Origin of the sequence: Sphingomonas sp. NFR15, from assembly GCF_900103265.1 — a bacterium.
GTDB lineage: Bacteria > Pseudomonadota > Alphaproteobacteria > Sphingomonadales > Sphingomonadaceae > Sphingomonas > Sphingomonas pollutisoli.
Genome location: NZ_FMWX01000002.1, coordinates 138,855 through 153,329 on the forward strand (window position 1 = coordinate 138,855; position 14,475 = coordinate 153,329).

Consider the following 14,475-nt stretch of genomic DNA (forward strand, 5'->3'; position numbering starts at 1 on the left):
ACGGCGCGATGTTCTTCCGCAAGAAACCCGCCAGAAGCTCGCCGGTGCGCCAATATTACGGCGAGTCGGTCTCGGCGCGGCTCGCCGCCAATCCCGCGACGACGCGCGCCAAGAGCGATGCGATCCAGCTCTTCTACTACCCGGACTTTCTGAACGCGGCGGTCTGCACGCGGCTGCGCGCGATGATCGACGCCAACCGCCGCCCATCGACCGTGCTGAGCACCGCCGATCCCGATTACCGCACCAGCGACAGTTGCGACATGGATCGCTGGTCGCCCGAGGTCCGGCCGACCGACGAGGCGATCGCCGAACTGCTCGGGCTCGATCCGGTTCACGGCGAGACGATGCAGGGCCAGCGCTACGCGCCCGGCCAGCAATTCCGCGCGCATTGCGACTGGTTCAGCGAGGATCAGCCCTATTGGCCGGCGATGCAGCAATGCGGCGGGCAGCGCACCTGGACGACGATGATCTATCTGAACGATGTCGAGGAAGGCGGCGCGACCTGGTTCCCGCTCGCCGGTGTGCGCGTCACCCCGAAGCGGGGCCTGCTGCTCGCGTGGAACAACATGAACCCCGATGGCAGCCCCAACAACAGGACGCTCCACGAAGGCGTCGCGGTGATGAAGGGGACGAAGTACATCGTCACCAAATGGTTTCGCGAGGGGAATTGGATTCAGGGGTAACCGCTCCCCTTCGCCCTCCCTGGAGGAGAGCGAAGGGTAACGCGATCAGGCTCGCGCGACCTGGAACCCGGCGAAGCTCTGCCGCACCGGCATCAGTTCCAGCGTGTTGATGTTGAGATGCGGCGGCAGCGTCGCCACCCACGCGATCGTCGCGGCGATATCCTCGGCGGTCATCGGCTCGGCGCCGCCGTAGAGCGTATCCGACGCGGCCTGATCGCCGCCGGTGCGCACCAGCGTGAACTCGGTTTCCACCATGCCCGGTTCGATCGAGGTGACGCGCACGCCCGTCCCCGCCAGATCGGAACGAAGCCCAAGGCTGAACTGATGCACGAACGCCTTGGTGCCGCCATAGACGTTGCCGCCGGTATAGGGATAGGTCGCCGCCACGGAGGACAGGTTGATGATCGCCCCCTTGCGCGCGATCAGCCCCGGCAGCAGCCGGTGCGTGACGGTGGCGAGCGCGGTGACGTTGGTGTCGATCATCGTGCGCCACTGCTCGAGATCGGCGGATTGCGCGGGCGCGGTGCCGAGCGCGAGGCCGGCGTTGTTGACGAGCAGATCGATGTCGCTGAACGGCGCGGGCAACGCTGCCAGCGCGGCCTCGAACCCGGCTTCGTCGCGCACGTCGAACGCGGCGACATGGACGAGATCACCGATCTCCGCCGCCAGCGCGTCGAGCCGGTCGGCACGGCGGCCGGTCGCGACGACATGCCAGCCCGATCCGGCGAGTTCCCGCACGGTCGCGGCGCCGATGCCGGAGGTGGCGCCGGTGATGAAGGCGGTCGGCATCGGAAACTCTCCTCAAGGTTGCGCGCCCTCATGTCGCGGACGGTGCGGCGATTGCAAGGCTCGTGCGGCACAAATCCTCCTCCGCCAAGGGGAGGTGGCGCGAAGCGCCGGCGGGGAAGGTCGCGGCGCGCTTGCGGCCGTCTCGTGGTCCGCCCCCTCCGCCACGCTACACGTACCACCGCCCCCGGCGGGGCAGGATCGCCGTCAGAACAGCAGCTTGCGCACCGAGACGCGGATCGTCCGCCCGAGCGGGTTGATATAGCCCGGCTGATAGCTGACCGGCGTCACCCCCTGCGCGTCGCGCACCGTCTGGCGCGTGTCGAACAGGTTGGTGATGCCGACCGCGATCCGCATGCCCCGCACCCAGGGATGCGCCTTCACCAGATCGAGCCGCTGGCCCAGATCGGCGAACAGCCGCAGGTTGATCGTGCCGAGCGCGGAGAAGTGCAGCGGATCGGGGTTGCCGACGGTGCCGCCGGTCACGTCGGTGGCGCTCTGCCAGTCGGCGGAGAGCCGCGCACCGAGGCCGTTGTTGCTATAGCCCGCCTGCGCCTCGATCTCGTGGCGCGGCTGGCCCCCGCCCGAACCGACCGTGTCGCCGCGGAGCAGATCGAGCGCGGGGCCGCCTTGCGCGACCAGCACGCGATCGGTGAAGTGCCAGGTGTGATAGACCGCGAACTGGAGCCGTCCGCCGCCCTGCCCGCGCCCGCCGAAGCCGCCGCCACCGCCGCGAAACCCGCCACCGCGGGGTCCGCCACCGCCGCCACCTGGCCCGCCCGGCCCGCCACCCGGCCCGCCGAAGCCGCCGTTACGCGGGCCGCCGCCATTCGGGCCACCCGGCGGCGCGCCATCGCCCCGGCGTCCGCCCGGCGGCAGCAGACCTTGCAACGGGTTCGGCCCCTTACCCGCGCGATAAGCCTCGAACGCCTTCTGGATCTTCGACTTGAGCGGCACGGAGAAATTGACGCCCCAGCGCAATTCCGATCGACGCGATTCGGCGAAGTTGATCGGCCGCTGGTCGATCTGGGTCAGATCGCCATCCGCATCGCGCACGAAGCGGCTGGGGAACACGCTCTCGATCGCGGCGGTCGCGCCCGGGAAGGACACCGCCGAATTCTCGGTGCGGACCTGCACGTAATTCGCGGTGAGATTGATGTCCTTCGCCGCCCATGGCTTGAGCGTCGCGCCGATCTTCTTGGTGTGCGTGGTGTCGGCGAGGAGCCCGCGGTTGCCGCCGCTGATCGCGGTGACGATCGCGGTGGTGCCGCGCACATAATCGAAAACGCGGACGTTGGGGGTGATGATGCTCGGATTGCCGAGTTGCTGCGCGGTCGGCGCGTCATCCTGGTCGGTCGCCGAGGCGATGATCCGCAAAGCCGGGATCGGCGCCCAGTTCACGCCGTAGCCGACCGTCGTCAGCGTCCCGAAATCGGAGAGGTGATCGACCGCGAGGTTGAAATTGGCCGACAGCGTCCCGATCGCGCCGAGCACCTGCTTGGATCGGCTGGTGAGCGGCACGTCGACATTGATCTGGCCGTTGACGATGTCGCGGCGGACGGTGCCCGCCTGCTCGATGTTCGAGCGGAACGAGCGGCTGTCGAAGCTGTTGGCCTGCGCGCCGATGCGGATCGAGGTCGAGATCGCGCCGGCTGGCAGCTTGAACAGCGTGCCGCTGAACAGCGCGTCCGCACCGCCGGTCTGCGCGGTCGAATAGCCGCGATTGACCGGCAGCACGCCCAACTGGCCGCTGAGCGGGCCGTACGGGTTGGCGGTGCGGTCGCCCGCGTTCAGCCGCGCCTGGAAGGCGGAGGCATCGACGCCGACATCGGTGAAGGTCTCGCTTTCGGTGCGGTCGTACGTGCCCGTCACCGACCATTGCCAGCTACCGACATTGCCGTTGAGCGTGGTGCCGAGATGCGCGATCACGCTGGAGGAATCCTGCCGCAGCGGCAGATATCCCGTACCGAGCGCGCGATCCACCACCACCGCCTGCGAGAAGGGCGAGAAGGGATTGCCCGCCGGCAGCGTGAGCGCGACGTTGGCCGGGCCGTTCAGCGCGTGGCTGTCGGTCACCTCCAGCCGGCCGTTGAACGATGCGCTCACCGTGCCGAGGATCGAGGTCGCGTAATTCGTGTTGACCGCGAAGTCGCGGCTCGAGGGAACGAGCGTGCGATAGGCGCCGGGGTCGGCCACGTTGGCCGCCGTGCCCGCGAAATCGCCGAGCGACGGTGTCGTCGCCCCGGCGGTGCGCGGCACGCCGACGATCGTCGCGGTGCCGAGCGCCGGGTCGATCGCGCCGCCGCCGACGCCGGTGATGTTGCCGCCCACAGCGAACGGGCTGGCGACGGGCAGGATGCCACGCTCGTCCTCGGTCAGCGCCGAGCTGGACTTGTAGGAGAGATGGACGTTGGCGCGCGTACCGCTCTGGATCTTGAGCAGATCGGCCTCGACGCCGGGGCTGTTGTTGCCGCCGGCGGTGGGCACCGTGTCCGCCAGTTCGGTGGTGAGCGCGCGGAAGCGGCGGCGCAGCACGATGTTCACCACCCGCTGATCGGCGCGGTAGCCGTATTTGAGCGCGACCTCTTCGGGCAGAATTTCTGCGCGCAGGATCGCCTCGGTCGGAATGTCGCGGATTTCGGCGAAGCTGGAGATACGCTTGCCGTTGAGGAGCACCACCGGCGCTCCCCCGCTGCCACGGTCGCTGCGGGTCTGGGGCGACAATTCGGTGAGCAGGTCCGCGACCGAACTGACCCCGTAGGAACGGATGTCGGCCGGGCTCAGCGTCTGCTCGGGCGGAATGTCGCCAACCACCGAGCCGGGCGGCTTGACGCCCTGCACGACGATATCGCCGGCCTCTTCATTCTCCTCGGACGGCGCGGGAGCATGGGGCCGCTCGGATGGCCGATCCTGCGCGGCGGCGATCGTCGCGGTGCTCGCACATGCGAAGAACACTATGGCGGAGCTTCGGCGCATCGATCGTCCTCGTTTCGTTACGAAGCCGGGATGCCCGCATTTTGTCGCAGGATTATGCCAGATCGGCCCGAAATCGATTATTGTGCGTCGCACCCCGTGCTGCGCGACGACCAGCTCGCATTGGCGATCTTCCAGGTACCGCCTTCGCGGATCAGGTCGAAATGGTCGGTGCCGCAATGGTGCACCTTGCCGTTAACGCGGAAGGTGTAGGGTGCCCACACCATCGCGATGTCACCGTCGCTCTCAATCGCGGGATCGCTGATCCGCTCGTCCCAACGGTCGGCGCCGGGCGCGAAGCGCGCCGCCACCTCGGCCCATGTCCGCCGCGTGATGCTCCGCCCACCGTCGGCCGCCTCGGTCGCATAGGTCGCGCCGCCGTCGGGACGCACCACCGCGAGGATCGCCTGCGGGTCGCGCGCGGCGACGCCGGCGAGGAAGGCGTTGATCGGCGCCATCACCGCGCTGGTGTCGGCATCCGCGAGCGGGATCGGGTTGGCGGGCGGCAGCTTGGGGATCGGCGTCGTCTGGCCGACAAGCAAGGCGGCGGCAAGTAGCAGGCTCATCAGCGTCTCCGGAAATCAGGCGGGCAACATCGTCTTGAGCGGTACGTCGGCATCGGCGAGCAGCGCGGGATCGACCGCCGCACCCGCCAGCACCAGCGCACGGCCCTGCACATAGTCCCTGGTGGAATTGACGCAATCGAGCGCGATCACACGGCCCGCCTTCAGGTAAATCACCGAGAAGCTGCGCGTCTCCGGCGCCCCGCGCACCACCACCGCGTCATGACCGGTCGAGAGGCCGACCGTTTGCAGGCGCAGGTCATATTGGTTCGACCAGAACCACGGCACCGCATCGTACGAGACGGCGTCGCCGAGGATCGTCTTCGCCGCGATCGTGGCCTGGTCGTTGGCGTTCTGCACCGATTCGAGCCGGATCGTCGCACCGCCCGCGAAGCGATTGACGTGCGCCGCGCAGTCGCCGATCGCGAAGATATCGGCGAGGCTGGTGCGGCACTGCGCATCGACGACTACGCCGTTTCCGCCCTCCGCGCCCGCCGCGATCAGCGGTTCGACCGCGGGTACGATGCCGATGCCGACGATCACCATCTCGCACGGCAGGATCGCGCCGCTCGCCAGCCGCACCCCGCACGCCGCGCCGTCGCGCTCCTCGATGCACGCGACGCCGACCGACAGGCGCAGATCGACCCCGTGCGCGCGATGCTCGGCCTCGTAGAAACGCGACAGCGGTTCGCCCGCGACCCGCGCCAGCACGCGGCCCTGCGCCTCCAGCACGGTGACATGCTTGCCGAACTTGGTCAGCACCGCCGCCGCCTCCAGCCCGATATAGCCGCCGCCGACCACGACCACGCGCTCGACCTGCGGAAGCTCGCGGATCAATTGATCGACATCCGCACGCGTGCGCACCGCATGGACGCCGCGCAGGCTGTGCCCGTCGCACGTCAGTTTGCGCGGGCGCCCGCCGGTCGCCCAGATCAGCTTGCCATAGCCGATCACCTCCCCCGCCGCCGTCTCGACGATCCGCGCCTCGGGATCGACGCGCGTCACCGCCGATCCGAGCAGCATCGTCACGTCGCGCTCTTCCCAGAAGGCGGGCTGGCGGATCAGGATGCGCTCGAAGCCCTTCTCGCCGGCGAGATAGTCCTTGGAGAGCGGCGGACGTTCATAGGGAAGTTCGGGTTCGTCGCCGATCACCGCGATCGTGCCCGCGAACTTCTGCTGGCGCAGCACCACCGCCGCCTGCGCGCCGCCGTGCCCCGCCCCGACGATCAGAACATCATAGCTGGTCACGTGATCCTCCATTCTCGTTTTCCAACCCTGTGCCCAGCGGAGGCGGCGTTGTCGAGATGGTCAGCACCGCGCGCATCCTGTATCGCGGCATCATGAGTGAAGACCGATTCGAGCGCCACCGCCAACCCTGGACCACCGACGAGATCCAGAAGCTTCACACGCTCGCGAAAAAAGGCATGGCGCTAAAGGCCATCGCCAAGGCGCTCAAGCGCAGCGAGGAATCCACCAAGGATCGCGCCAAGGCCGACGGGCTTTCGATCGCCAAGTTGCGGTAAGCCCGAATCGGGCGTGTTGCGCCGCAAAAGAAGTCGGTTACACAAGGCGTCATACCCGGTATTCGGATTCGGCGTCTCGTGCGGGGGGATCATCCCCCGCATGCGCTCCGGGCGAATGCGCGATGGAGAAACGATGACGCCTCCCCACCCCTGCCGCGCCTTCTCTTCGTCTTTCACCCTCGCCCCCGTGATCGCCCTGCTCTGCACGGCGGCGCTCACCGGGTGTTCGGGGTCGGGCGGAGCCGGAGCCGCCGGCGGCAAGCGGGGCAACGCCGGTCCGCCGCAGGTCGGCTATGTCGTCGCCAAGGTCAGCAGCGTGCCCCTTATCACCGAACTGGCCGGCCGCACCTCGGCCTTCGAAAGTTCGGACGTGCGCCCGCAGGTGTCGGGCGTGATCTACCGCCGCTTCTTCACCGAAGGCGCGCTCGTCCGTAAGGGCCAGCCGCTCTACCAGATCGACCCGAGCCTCTACCGCGCCTCCGCCAACCAGGCGCGCGCCAATCTGCTGAGCGCGCAGGCGACCGCCGCCTCGACGCGGATCAAGGCCGACCGCTACAAGCCGCTCGCCGAGATCGAAGCCGTCGCCAAACAGGATTATACCGACGCCGATGCCGCCGCGAAACAGGCCTCGGCGGCGGTCGCGCAGCAACGCGCCGCGCTCGAGACGGCGAACATCAACCTGCGCTTCACCACCGTTCCCGCGCCGATCACCGGGCGGATCGGCCGCTCGCTCTACACGGTCGGCACGCTCGTCACCTCGGGGCAGGCGGACGCGCTCGCGACGATCCAGCGGCTCGACCCGATCTTCGTCGATATCCAGCAATCGAGCGCCGATCTGCTTCGCCTGCGCCGCGCGCTCGCCTCGGGCGGCGAAGTCCCCGCCAGCGCCGCCGTCACGCTCAAGCTGGAAGACGGCAGCGATTACGGCATGACCGGCAAGGTGCAATTCTCCGAAGTCGTGGTCGATCAGACCACCGGCACGGTGACGCTGCGGGCGGTCTTCCCCAATCCCAAGGGGCTGCTGCTGCCCGGCATGTTCGTGCGCGCGAGCTTCGCGCAATCGATCGACAACACCGCGATCCTGATCCCGCAACAGGCGGTGTCGCGCACCGCCAAGGGCGATGCGACCGTGTTCGTACTGAACGGCGACAAAGCCGTGCTGCGCACCATCACCGCGACGCGCACCGTCGGCACCAACTGGGTCGTCACCGCCGGCCTCAAGCCGGGCGAGAAGGTCATCACCGAAGGCGTCGGCAAGACCAAGCCGGGCATCACGGTGAGGCCGGTCCCCGCCGGCTCGCCGCAGAAGATCCAGGCCCCGCAGAAGCCCGGCCAGAAGGGCTGATCGGCCAGTGATCTCGCGCATCTTCATCGACCGGCCGATCTTCGCCTGGGTCATCGCCATCATCATCATGCTGGCGGGCGTTGGCGCGATCTACACGCTGCCCATCGAACAATATCCAGACGTCGCCCCGCCGACCGTCAACATCCGCGCAACCTATCCCGGCGCCTCGTCCGCCACGCTGGAAAACAGCGTCACGCAGGTGATCGAGCAGCAGCTCACCGGGCTCGACGGCCTGCTCTATTTCCAGTCGAGTTCCAGCTCGCGCGGCTCGGTGACGATCACCGCCACCTTCCAGAAGGGCACCGATCCGGACATCGCGCAGGTGCAGGTCCAGAACAAGGTCCAGCAGGCGATCTCGCGGCTGCCGCAACAGGTGCAGCAGCAGGGCCTCACCGTCACCAAGTCCAACCCCGACTTCCTGATGGTCATCGCGATCTACGACACGTCGGACCGCGTTACCAACGAGGACGTGTCCGACTATCTCGTCTCGAACATGCAGGAGGCGCTCGGCCGTCTGAAGGGCGTCGGCGACACCAACGTGTTCGGCTCGCAATATGCGATGCGGATCTGGCTCAACCCCGACAAGCTCGCCAGCTACAGCCTGATGCCGAGCGACGTCACCTCCGCGATCCAGGCGCAGAATGCCGAGGTCGCGGCGGGCGAGATCGGCGGCGCGCCCAATCCGCCGACTCAGGTGCTCGACGCCACCGTCACCGCGCAGACCCGCCTGCAAACCCCCGAGCAGTTCCGCGATATCGTCATCAAGACCCAGACCGACGGCTCGGCGGTGCGCATCCGCGATGTCGGTACGGTGCAACTCGGCGCGGAAAGCTACGGCATCGTCAGCCGCTACAACGGCCATCCCGGCGCGGGCATGGCGATCAGCCTGGCGCCCGGCGCCGATGCGATGTCCACCGCCGAACTGGTCAAGGCCGAGATCCAACGCCGGTCGAAGGGCTTCCCGCACGGCTTCGCCTACGCCTTCCCGCAGGATTCGACCAAGTTCATCAAGCTTTCGGTCGAGGAAGTGGTCTGGACGCTGATCGAGGCGATCATCCTCGTCATCGTCGTCATGTTCGTGTTCCTGCAAAGCTGGCGCGCGACGTTGATCCCGACGATCGCGGTGCCGGTCGTGCTGCTCGGCACGTTCGGCATCTTCGCGGTGGCGGGCTTCTCGATCAACACGCTCACCCTGTTCGGCCTCGTGCTGGCGATCGGCCTGCTCGTCGACGATGCGATCGTCGTCGTCGAGAACGTCGAGCGTCTTATGGATGAAGATCCCTCGCTCTCGCCACGCGACGCCACGATCCGGTCGATGGACGAGATCACCGTCGCGCTGATCGCGATCGCGCTGGTGCTGTCCGCGGTGTTCCTGCCGATGGCGTTCTTCGGCGGCTCGACGGGCGTGATCTACAAGCAATTCTCGGTCACGATCGTCTCGGCGATGGTGCTGTCGGTGATCGTCGCGCTGGTGCTCACCCCGGCGCTGACCGCGACCTTGCTCAAACACCGCGCCGAAACGAAGAACGACACCTGGTTCGCGAGGCGGTCGCAAGGCGCGAAGGACTGGTTCAACGGCAATTTCGACCGGATGGTCGATCGCTACGGCAACGCCGTGATCCGCGTGGTCGATCGCAAATGGCTGTTCCTGTTGATCTACGCGCTCGTGGTCGCGCTGCTGGCGATCATGTTCGTTCGCCTGCCCACCGGCTTCCTGCCGACCGAGGACCAGGGCATCGCACAGCTCCAATATAATCTCGCACCGGGTTCGACGATCAACAGCACCAAGCTCGCCCAGCGCGAGATCGAGAAATATTTCCTCACCCAGGAAAAGGCCAATATCGACGGCGTGCTGACCGTGGCGGGTGTCGGCGGCAGCGGCGGCGGCGGCCAGAACGCGGGGCGCGGCTTCGTCGCGTTCAAGGATTGGTCCGAACGCAAGGGCAGCGCGAACGGCGCCGCCGCGATCACCCAGCGCGCCACCGCCGCGCTCGGCGCGCTGCGCAACGTCGAATTTTACGCGATCCAGCCCGGCGCGGTGCGCGGCCTCGGCCAGTCGAACGGCTTCACGCTCGAATTGCAGAACACCGGCGGTCTCAGCCGCGTCGATTTCAAGGCGGCGCGTGACAAATTGCTCGCCGCCGCGCGCGCCGACGGCCGGCTCGCGGCCGTGCGCCCGACCGAGCTCGACGACCAGCCGACGCTCAAGGTCGATGTCGATCCGCTCAAGCTGAGCGCGCTCGGGCTCAGCCAGGCGAGCGTCAACGCGACGCTGTCGACCGCCTGGGGCGGCTCCTACGTCAACGACTTCAACGATCGCGGCCGCGTCAAGCGTGTCTATGTGCAGGGCGATGCGCTGTACCGCTCGCGTCCCGAAGACATGGCGCGCTGGTATGTGCGCGGCGCGACCGGCTCGATGGCGCCGTTCTCATCCTTCGCCACGACGAGCTGGAACACCGCGCCAAACTCGCTGTCGCGTTTCCAGGGGCTGTCGTCCTACGAGATTTCGGGTCAGCCCGCGCCGGGCCAAAGCTCGGGCGACGCGATGAACGTGATGACCGAACTCGCCGCGCAGCTTCCCGGCACCAGCGTCGCGTGGAGCGGGCTGTCCTATCAGGAACGACTGTCGACCGGACAGGCGCCGTTCCTCTACGGCATCTCGCTGCTCGTCGTGTTCCTGTGCCTCGCCGCTTTGTACGAAAGCTGGACGATCCCGGTGGCGGTGCTGCTCGTCATCCCGCTCGGGCTGGTCGGCGCGATCTTCGCGGTCACGCTGCGCGGGCTGCAGAACGACGTCTATCTGCAAATCGGGCTGCTGACGACGATGGGCCTCGCGTCCAAGAACGCGATCCTGATGATCGAATTCGCCGAACAGGCCGAGAAGAAGGGCGCCCGCGTCATCGACGCCGCGCTGGAGGCCGCGCGGCTGCGGCTCCGCCCGATCCTGATGACGAGCTTCGCGTTCATCTTCGGCGTGCTGCCGCTGGCGATCTCGACCGGGGCGGGCGCGAACAGCCGCGTCGCGATCGGCACCGCCGTGATCGGCGGCATGCTGACCGCGACGATCCTCGCGATCTTCTACATCCCGTTGTTCTTCGTGCTGGTGCGGCGCGGCGTGCGCGACGGGCTCAAGGCGGTGCAGCACCGCCTCCACCACGACACCCCGCCGGAGACCGCGGCATGACCCGCACGATCGCCACCGCGCTCGCGCTCGCCGCGCTCGGCGGCTGCACGATGGCGCCCAAATACGTCCGCCCGGCAGCGCCCGTGCCCGCGTCCTGGCCAACCGGGGACGCCTATCTGCGCCAGACCGAGGCGGCGCTGCCGAGCGTCGGCTACCGCGACATTTTCCGCGATCCGCGCTTGCGGACGATCATCGACCGGGCGCTCGTCAACAACCGCGATCTGCGCGTCGCCGCCGCCAACATCGCCATCGCCCGCGCAACCTACCGCATCCAGCGCGCCGAACTGCTGCCGACGATCGGCGCCAACAGCGGCTACACCTTCCGTCAGAACAGCTCGGCGGGCGGGGTCAACACCGGCGGCACGGGCAACGGCGGCATCGGCAATGGCAACACCGGCAACGGCGGTTTCGGCGGGTCGGGCGGCACCTCGAACAATTTCTCCGCGAGCGTCGGCATCACCGCGTTCGAGGTCGATCTGTTCGGCCGCATCCGCTCGCTGAGCGAAGCCGCGCAGAACCGCTATTTCGGGACCGAGGCCGCCGCGCGCGCGACCCGTCTCACGCTGATCGGCGATCTCGCCACCGGCTGGCTCACCTACGCGGCCGACAAGAGCCTGCTCAGAATCGCCGAGCAGACCGCCGAGGTCGCGCGGAAGAGCGTGACGCTCACCCGCCAGCGGCTGAGCGGCGGTATCGCCCCGCGCACCGATCTCGCGCAGGCGCAGATCACGCTCGAAACCGCTTTGTCGGATCTCGCCGAACAGCGCACCGCGCTCGCGCAGGATGTCAACGCGCTGCAACTGCTGGTCGGCGCACCGGTCGATCCCGCCTTGCTGCCCGACGGCATAGAACAGGCCGGCACGACCGTCGCAGAACTCCCCGCCGGCCTCGATTCACGCGTGCTGCTGCGCCGCCCCGATGTGGTCCAGGCGGAATATGAACTCCGCGCGGCCAATGCCGAGATCGGCGCGGCGCGCGCGGCGCTGTTCCCGACCGTATCGCTCACCTCGCTGGCCGGATTCGCATCGAGCGCGCTCTCGAACCTGTTCACGGGCGGCGCGTTCAATTACTCGGTCTCGCCGGGCGTGAGCTACCCGATCTTCCGCGCCGGCGCCGGCCGCGCGGGTCTCGCGCAATCGCAGGCACAGCGCGATTCCGCGCTCGCCAGCTATGAGAAATCGATCCAGACCGCGTTTCGCGAAGTCTCGGACGCGCTCGCGCGGCGCGGCACGATCGCGGATCAGGAACGCGCGCAGCAAGCGTTGACCGCGGCGTCGCGGGACAATTTCCGGCTGTCCGAAGCGCGCTATCGCGGCGGCATCGACACCTATCTCGCGAGCCTCACCGCGCAGCAGTCCTTCTATTCGTCGCAGCGCTCGTTGGTGAACACGCAACTCACCGCTGCGACCAATCTGGTGACCTTGTACCGCACGCTGGGCGGGGACTCGACGCTGGATGTGGCGCCGGACGACAAACGGCCGGCTCCAGCGGCAAAGTAAGCCCGTTCGCCCTGAGCTTGCCGAAGGGCGTGCCCCAACCGAAACGCAGCGAGCGGGGCACGTGCTTCGACAAGCTCAGCACGAACGGGTGTGGTTCCGGGTAACGCTCAGCGAGGACTCACTCCTCCTTGGTCGGCGTCACCACCTCGCGTCCGAACTTCATGATCAACTCGCCGATCTCGCGCGCCTGATTGACCGATCGGTTGCTCTGCTCACGGATGAAGTCGCCCTGGATCTTCATGACCTGCGACAGATCCTGCGCCGAGGCGACCTGGCGCATCGCCGCGAACGCCTCGCGGGTGTTGGACTCGGCCTGGTCGAGCATGCGCAGGCCGAGGTTCGACCCGCCCTCGACGAACTTGAGGTGCGCCTTGCGCGCCGGATCGGCGATCTTCTCGTCGAACGCTTCCTTGGCCTTGTTGGCGAATTCGTTGATGTCGACCATCGAATGGCTCCTTCTCTCGCGGGCAGCCGGATCGGTCCGGCCGGGGTCGGCTCTGCGGCCACGAACGCGCGGGCTTGGCCCCGCGTCGCTCAAGTCCCTGGAGAATAGGGAGCCGCCCCTGCGCAGGCAACGCCCGTGCCGCACAGCAACGGAATTTTACGCCGCGCTCATCAAAGCGGCGCATTCGCCGGCGCGCCTATAGCGCGCGTTCGCCGCCCTTGATGACCGCCACAGGATGTTCGAGCACCCGCACATCGGCGAGCGGATCGCCCTGCACCGCGACGATGTCGCCGTAGCGCCCGACCGCGATCTGCCCGACATCCTCCGGCGTGCCGAGCGCCTCGGCGGCGCTGAGCGTCGCGGCGCGGATCGCCTGAAGCGGGGTCATCCCCCATTTCACCATCACCGCGAACTGCTTCGCGTTGTCGCCGTGCGGATAGACGCCGGCGTCGGTGCCGAACAGCATCGGCACGCCGGCTTTCACCGCCCGCTGGAACGTCTGGCGCTGCTTGAGGCCGATCATCCGCTCCTTGTCGAGGCTCTGCTGCTCGGTGCCGTTCTTGGTGCCGGTGGCGAGGATATAATCGTCGTTGTAGATATCCATGTCGAACCACGTGTGATGCTGGATCGCGAGCTTGATCGCCTCGTCGGAGGCGAGGCTGCAATGTTCGATCGTGTCGATGCCGGCGAGGATCGCGGCCTTGATCCCCTCGTCGCCATGCGCGTGCGCGGCGACCTTGAGGTGGAGCATGTGCGCCTCGTCGGCGATCGCCTTCATCTCCTCGAACGAGAGCTGCTGGCCACCGACGCTGTCGCCGAGCGAGAACACGCCGCCGGTCGCGCAGATCTTGATGACGGTCGCGCCATATTTGTGCAGCCAGCGCACCTTCGCGCGCGCTTCTTCGGGCGAGTTGACGACCGAAGGCTGCTGCCGGTCGAGCGAGGGTGGCAAGGTGTTGTCGTCGCAATGCCCGCCGGTCGCGCCGATCGCATAGGTCGCGGTGGTCATGCGCGGGCCATCGATCCAGCCGCCGTCGATCGCCTGGCGCAGGCCGACGTCATCGAAATCGGCCGATCCGACATTGCGCACCGAGGTGAAGCCCGCCCGCAACGTCTTCTTCGCGTTCGCGACGCCGACCGCCTGCCAGAAGCTGTCGGTATATTTGAGGCCAGTATAGCCGCCGATCTCGGCAAGCGACGTCAGGTGAACGTGCATGTCGATCAGCCCGGGCAGGATCGTCTTGCCGGGAAGGTCGATCCGCGTCGCACCGGCGGGGATCACCGGGCGCGCATTGGCGCCGGTCACCACCGAGGCGATCCGCCCATCGGTGATGACCACGACCGGGTCGTCGAGCGTCTTGCCCGACGCGACATCGAGCAGATGCGACGCGGTGATGACGACGCTGTCGGCGAGCGCCGGTGTCGCCACGGACGCGAGCAGCGCCGCGGCAAGAATCTTGCGAACCATCAAATC

11 protein-coding genes are annotated in these 14,475 nt (G+C 67.8%); 5 read left to right on the forward strand and 6 right to left on the reverse strand.

Features of this window, described 5'->3' with window-relative positions; all coding sequences use genetic code 11:
* The first annotated feature begins 8 nt into the window (after positions 1 to 8).
* Complete coding sequence (locus BLS81_RS06020) at positions 9 to 683, forward strand: prolyl hydroxylase family protein (RefSeq protein ID WP_093222101.1); 675 nt, start codon at positions 9 to 11, stop codon at positions 681 to 683.
* A gap of 45 nt (positions 684 to 728) precedes the next feature.
* On the opposite strand, the gene BLS81_RS06025 is transcribed toward BLS81_RS06020, so the two are convergent.
* The 4 genes from BLS81_RS06025 to BLS81_RS06040 form a co-directional block, all read right to left on the reverse strand.
* Positions 729 to 1,472, reverse strand: coding sequence for an SDR family NAD(P)-dependent oxidoreductase (locus BLS81_RS06025; protein ID WP_093222104.1), 744 nt, complete (start codon positions 1,470 to 1,472; stop codon positions 729 to 731).
* 204 nt (positions 1,473 to 1,676) lie between these two features.
* Positions 1,677 to 4,445 (reverse strand): porin family protein, encoded by a 2,769-nt coding sequence (locus BLS81_RS20690; RefSeq protein ID WP_093222106.1) that lies wholly within the window; start codon positions 4,443 to 4,445, stop codon positions 1,677 to 1,679.
* 77 nt (positions 4,446 to 4,522) lie between these two features.
* Positions 4,523 to 5,008: a nuclear transport factor 2 family protein gene (locus BLS81_RS06035; protein ID WP_093222109.1), complete on the reverse strand. Its 486-nt coding sequence runs from the start codon at positions 5,006 to 5,008 to the stop codon at positions 4,523 to 4,525.
* Between the two features lie 15 nt (positions 5,009 to 5,023).
* Positions 5,024 to 6,253 (reverse strand): NAD(P)/FAD-dependent oxidoreductase, encoded by a 1,230-nt coding sequence (locus BLS81_RS06040; protein ID WP_093222936.1) that lies wholly within the window; start codon positions 6,251 to 6,253, stop codon positions 5,024 to 5,026.
* A 92-nt stretch (positions 6,254 to 6,345) separates the two neighbouring features.
* Between BLS81_RS06040 and BLS81_RS06045 the strand changes: the two genes are divergently transcribed.
* The 4 genes from BLS81_RS06045 (at position 6,346) to BLS81_RS06060 (ending at position 12,556) form a co-directional block, all read left to right on the forward strand.
* The gene (locus tag BLS81_RS06045; RefSeq protein ID WP_069207285.1) at positions 6,346 to 6,528 is read left to right on the forward strand and encodes a hypothetical protein; all 183 of its coding nucleotides are present in this window, start codon (positions 6,346 to 6,348) and stop codon (positions 6,526 to 6,528) included.
* A gap of 133 nt (positions 6,529 to 6,661) precedes the next feature.
* Positions 6,662 to 7,873 carry an efflux RND transporter periplasmic adaptor subunit gene (locus BLS81_RS06050; protein WP_093222938.1) on the forward strand — a complete coding sequence of 404 codons (1,212 nt, stop codon included), beginning with the start codon at positions 6,662 to 6,664 and terminating at the stop codon, positions 7,871 to 7,873.
* A gap of 7 nt (positions 7,874 to 7,880) precedes the next feature.
* Positions 7,881 to 11,057: an efflux RND transporter permease subunit gene (locus BLS81_RS06055; RefSeq protein ID WP_093222112.1), complete on the forward strand. Its 3,177-nt coding sequence runs from the start codon at positions 7,881 to 7,883 to the stop codon at positions 11,055 to 11,057.
* Positions 11,054 to 12,556, forward strand: a complete 1,503-nt coding sequence (locus tag BLS81_RS06060) for an efflux transporter outer membrane subunit (protein ID WP_093222115.1) — start codon at positions 11,054 to 11,056, stop codon at positions 12,554 to 12,556. The genes BLS81_RS06055 and BLS81_RS06060 overlap by 4 nt, the downstream gene beginning before the upstream one ends.
* Before the next feature lie 118 nt (positions 12,557 to 12,674).
* Here the strand turns inward: BLS81_RS06060 and BLS81_RS06065 are convergent, their stop codons facing one another.
* Both BLS81_RS06065 and BLS81_RS06070 read right to left on the reverse strand, forming a co-directional pair.
* Positions 12,675 to 13,001, reverse strand: coding sequence for a phasin family protein (locus BLS81_RS06065; RefSeq protein WP_093222118.1), 327 nt, complete (start codon positions 12,999 to 13,001; stop codon positions 12,675 to 12,677).
* Positions 13,002 to 13,197: 196 nt separating this feature from the next.
* On the reverse strand, positions 13,198 to 14,469 hold the full coding sequence (locus BLS81_RS06070; protein ID WP_093222121.1) for a Xaa-Pro dipeptidase: 1,272 nt from the start codon (positions 14,467 to 14,469) through the stop codon (positions 13,198 to 13,200).
* Positions 14,470 to 14,475: the final 6 nt, after the last annotated feature.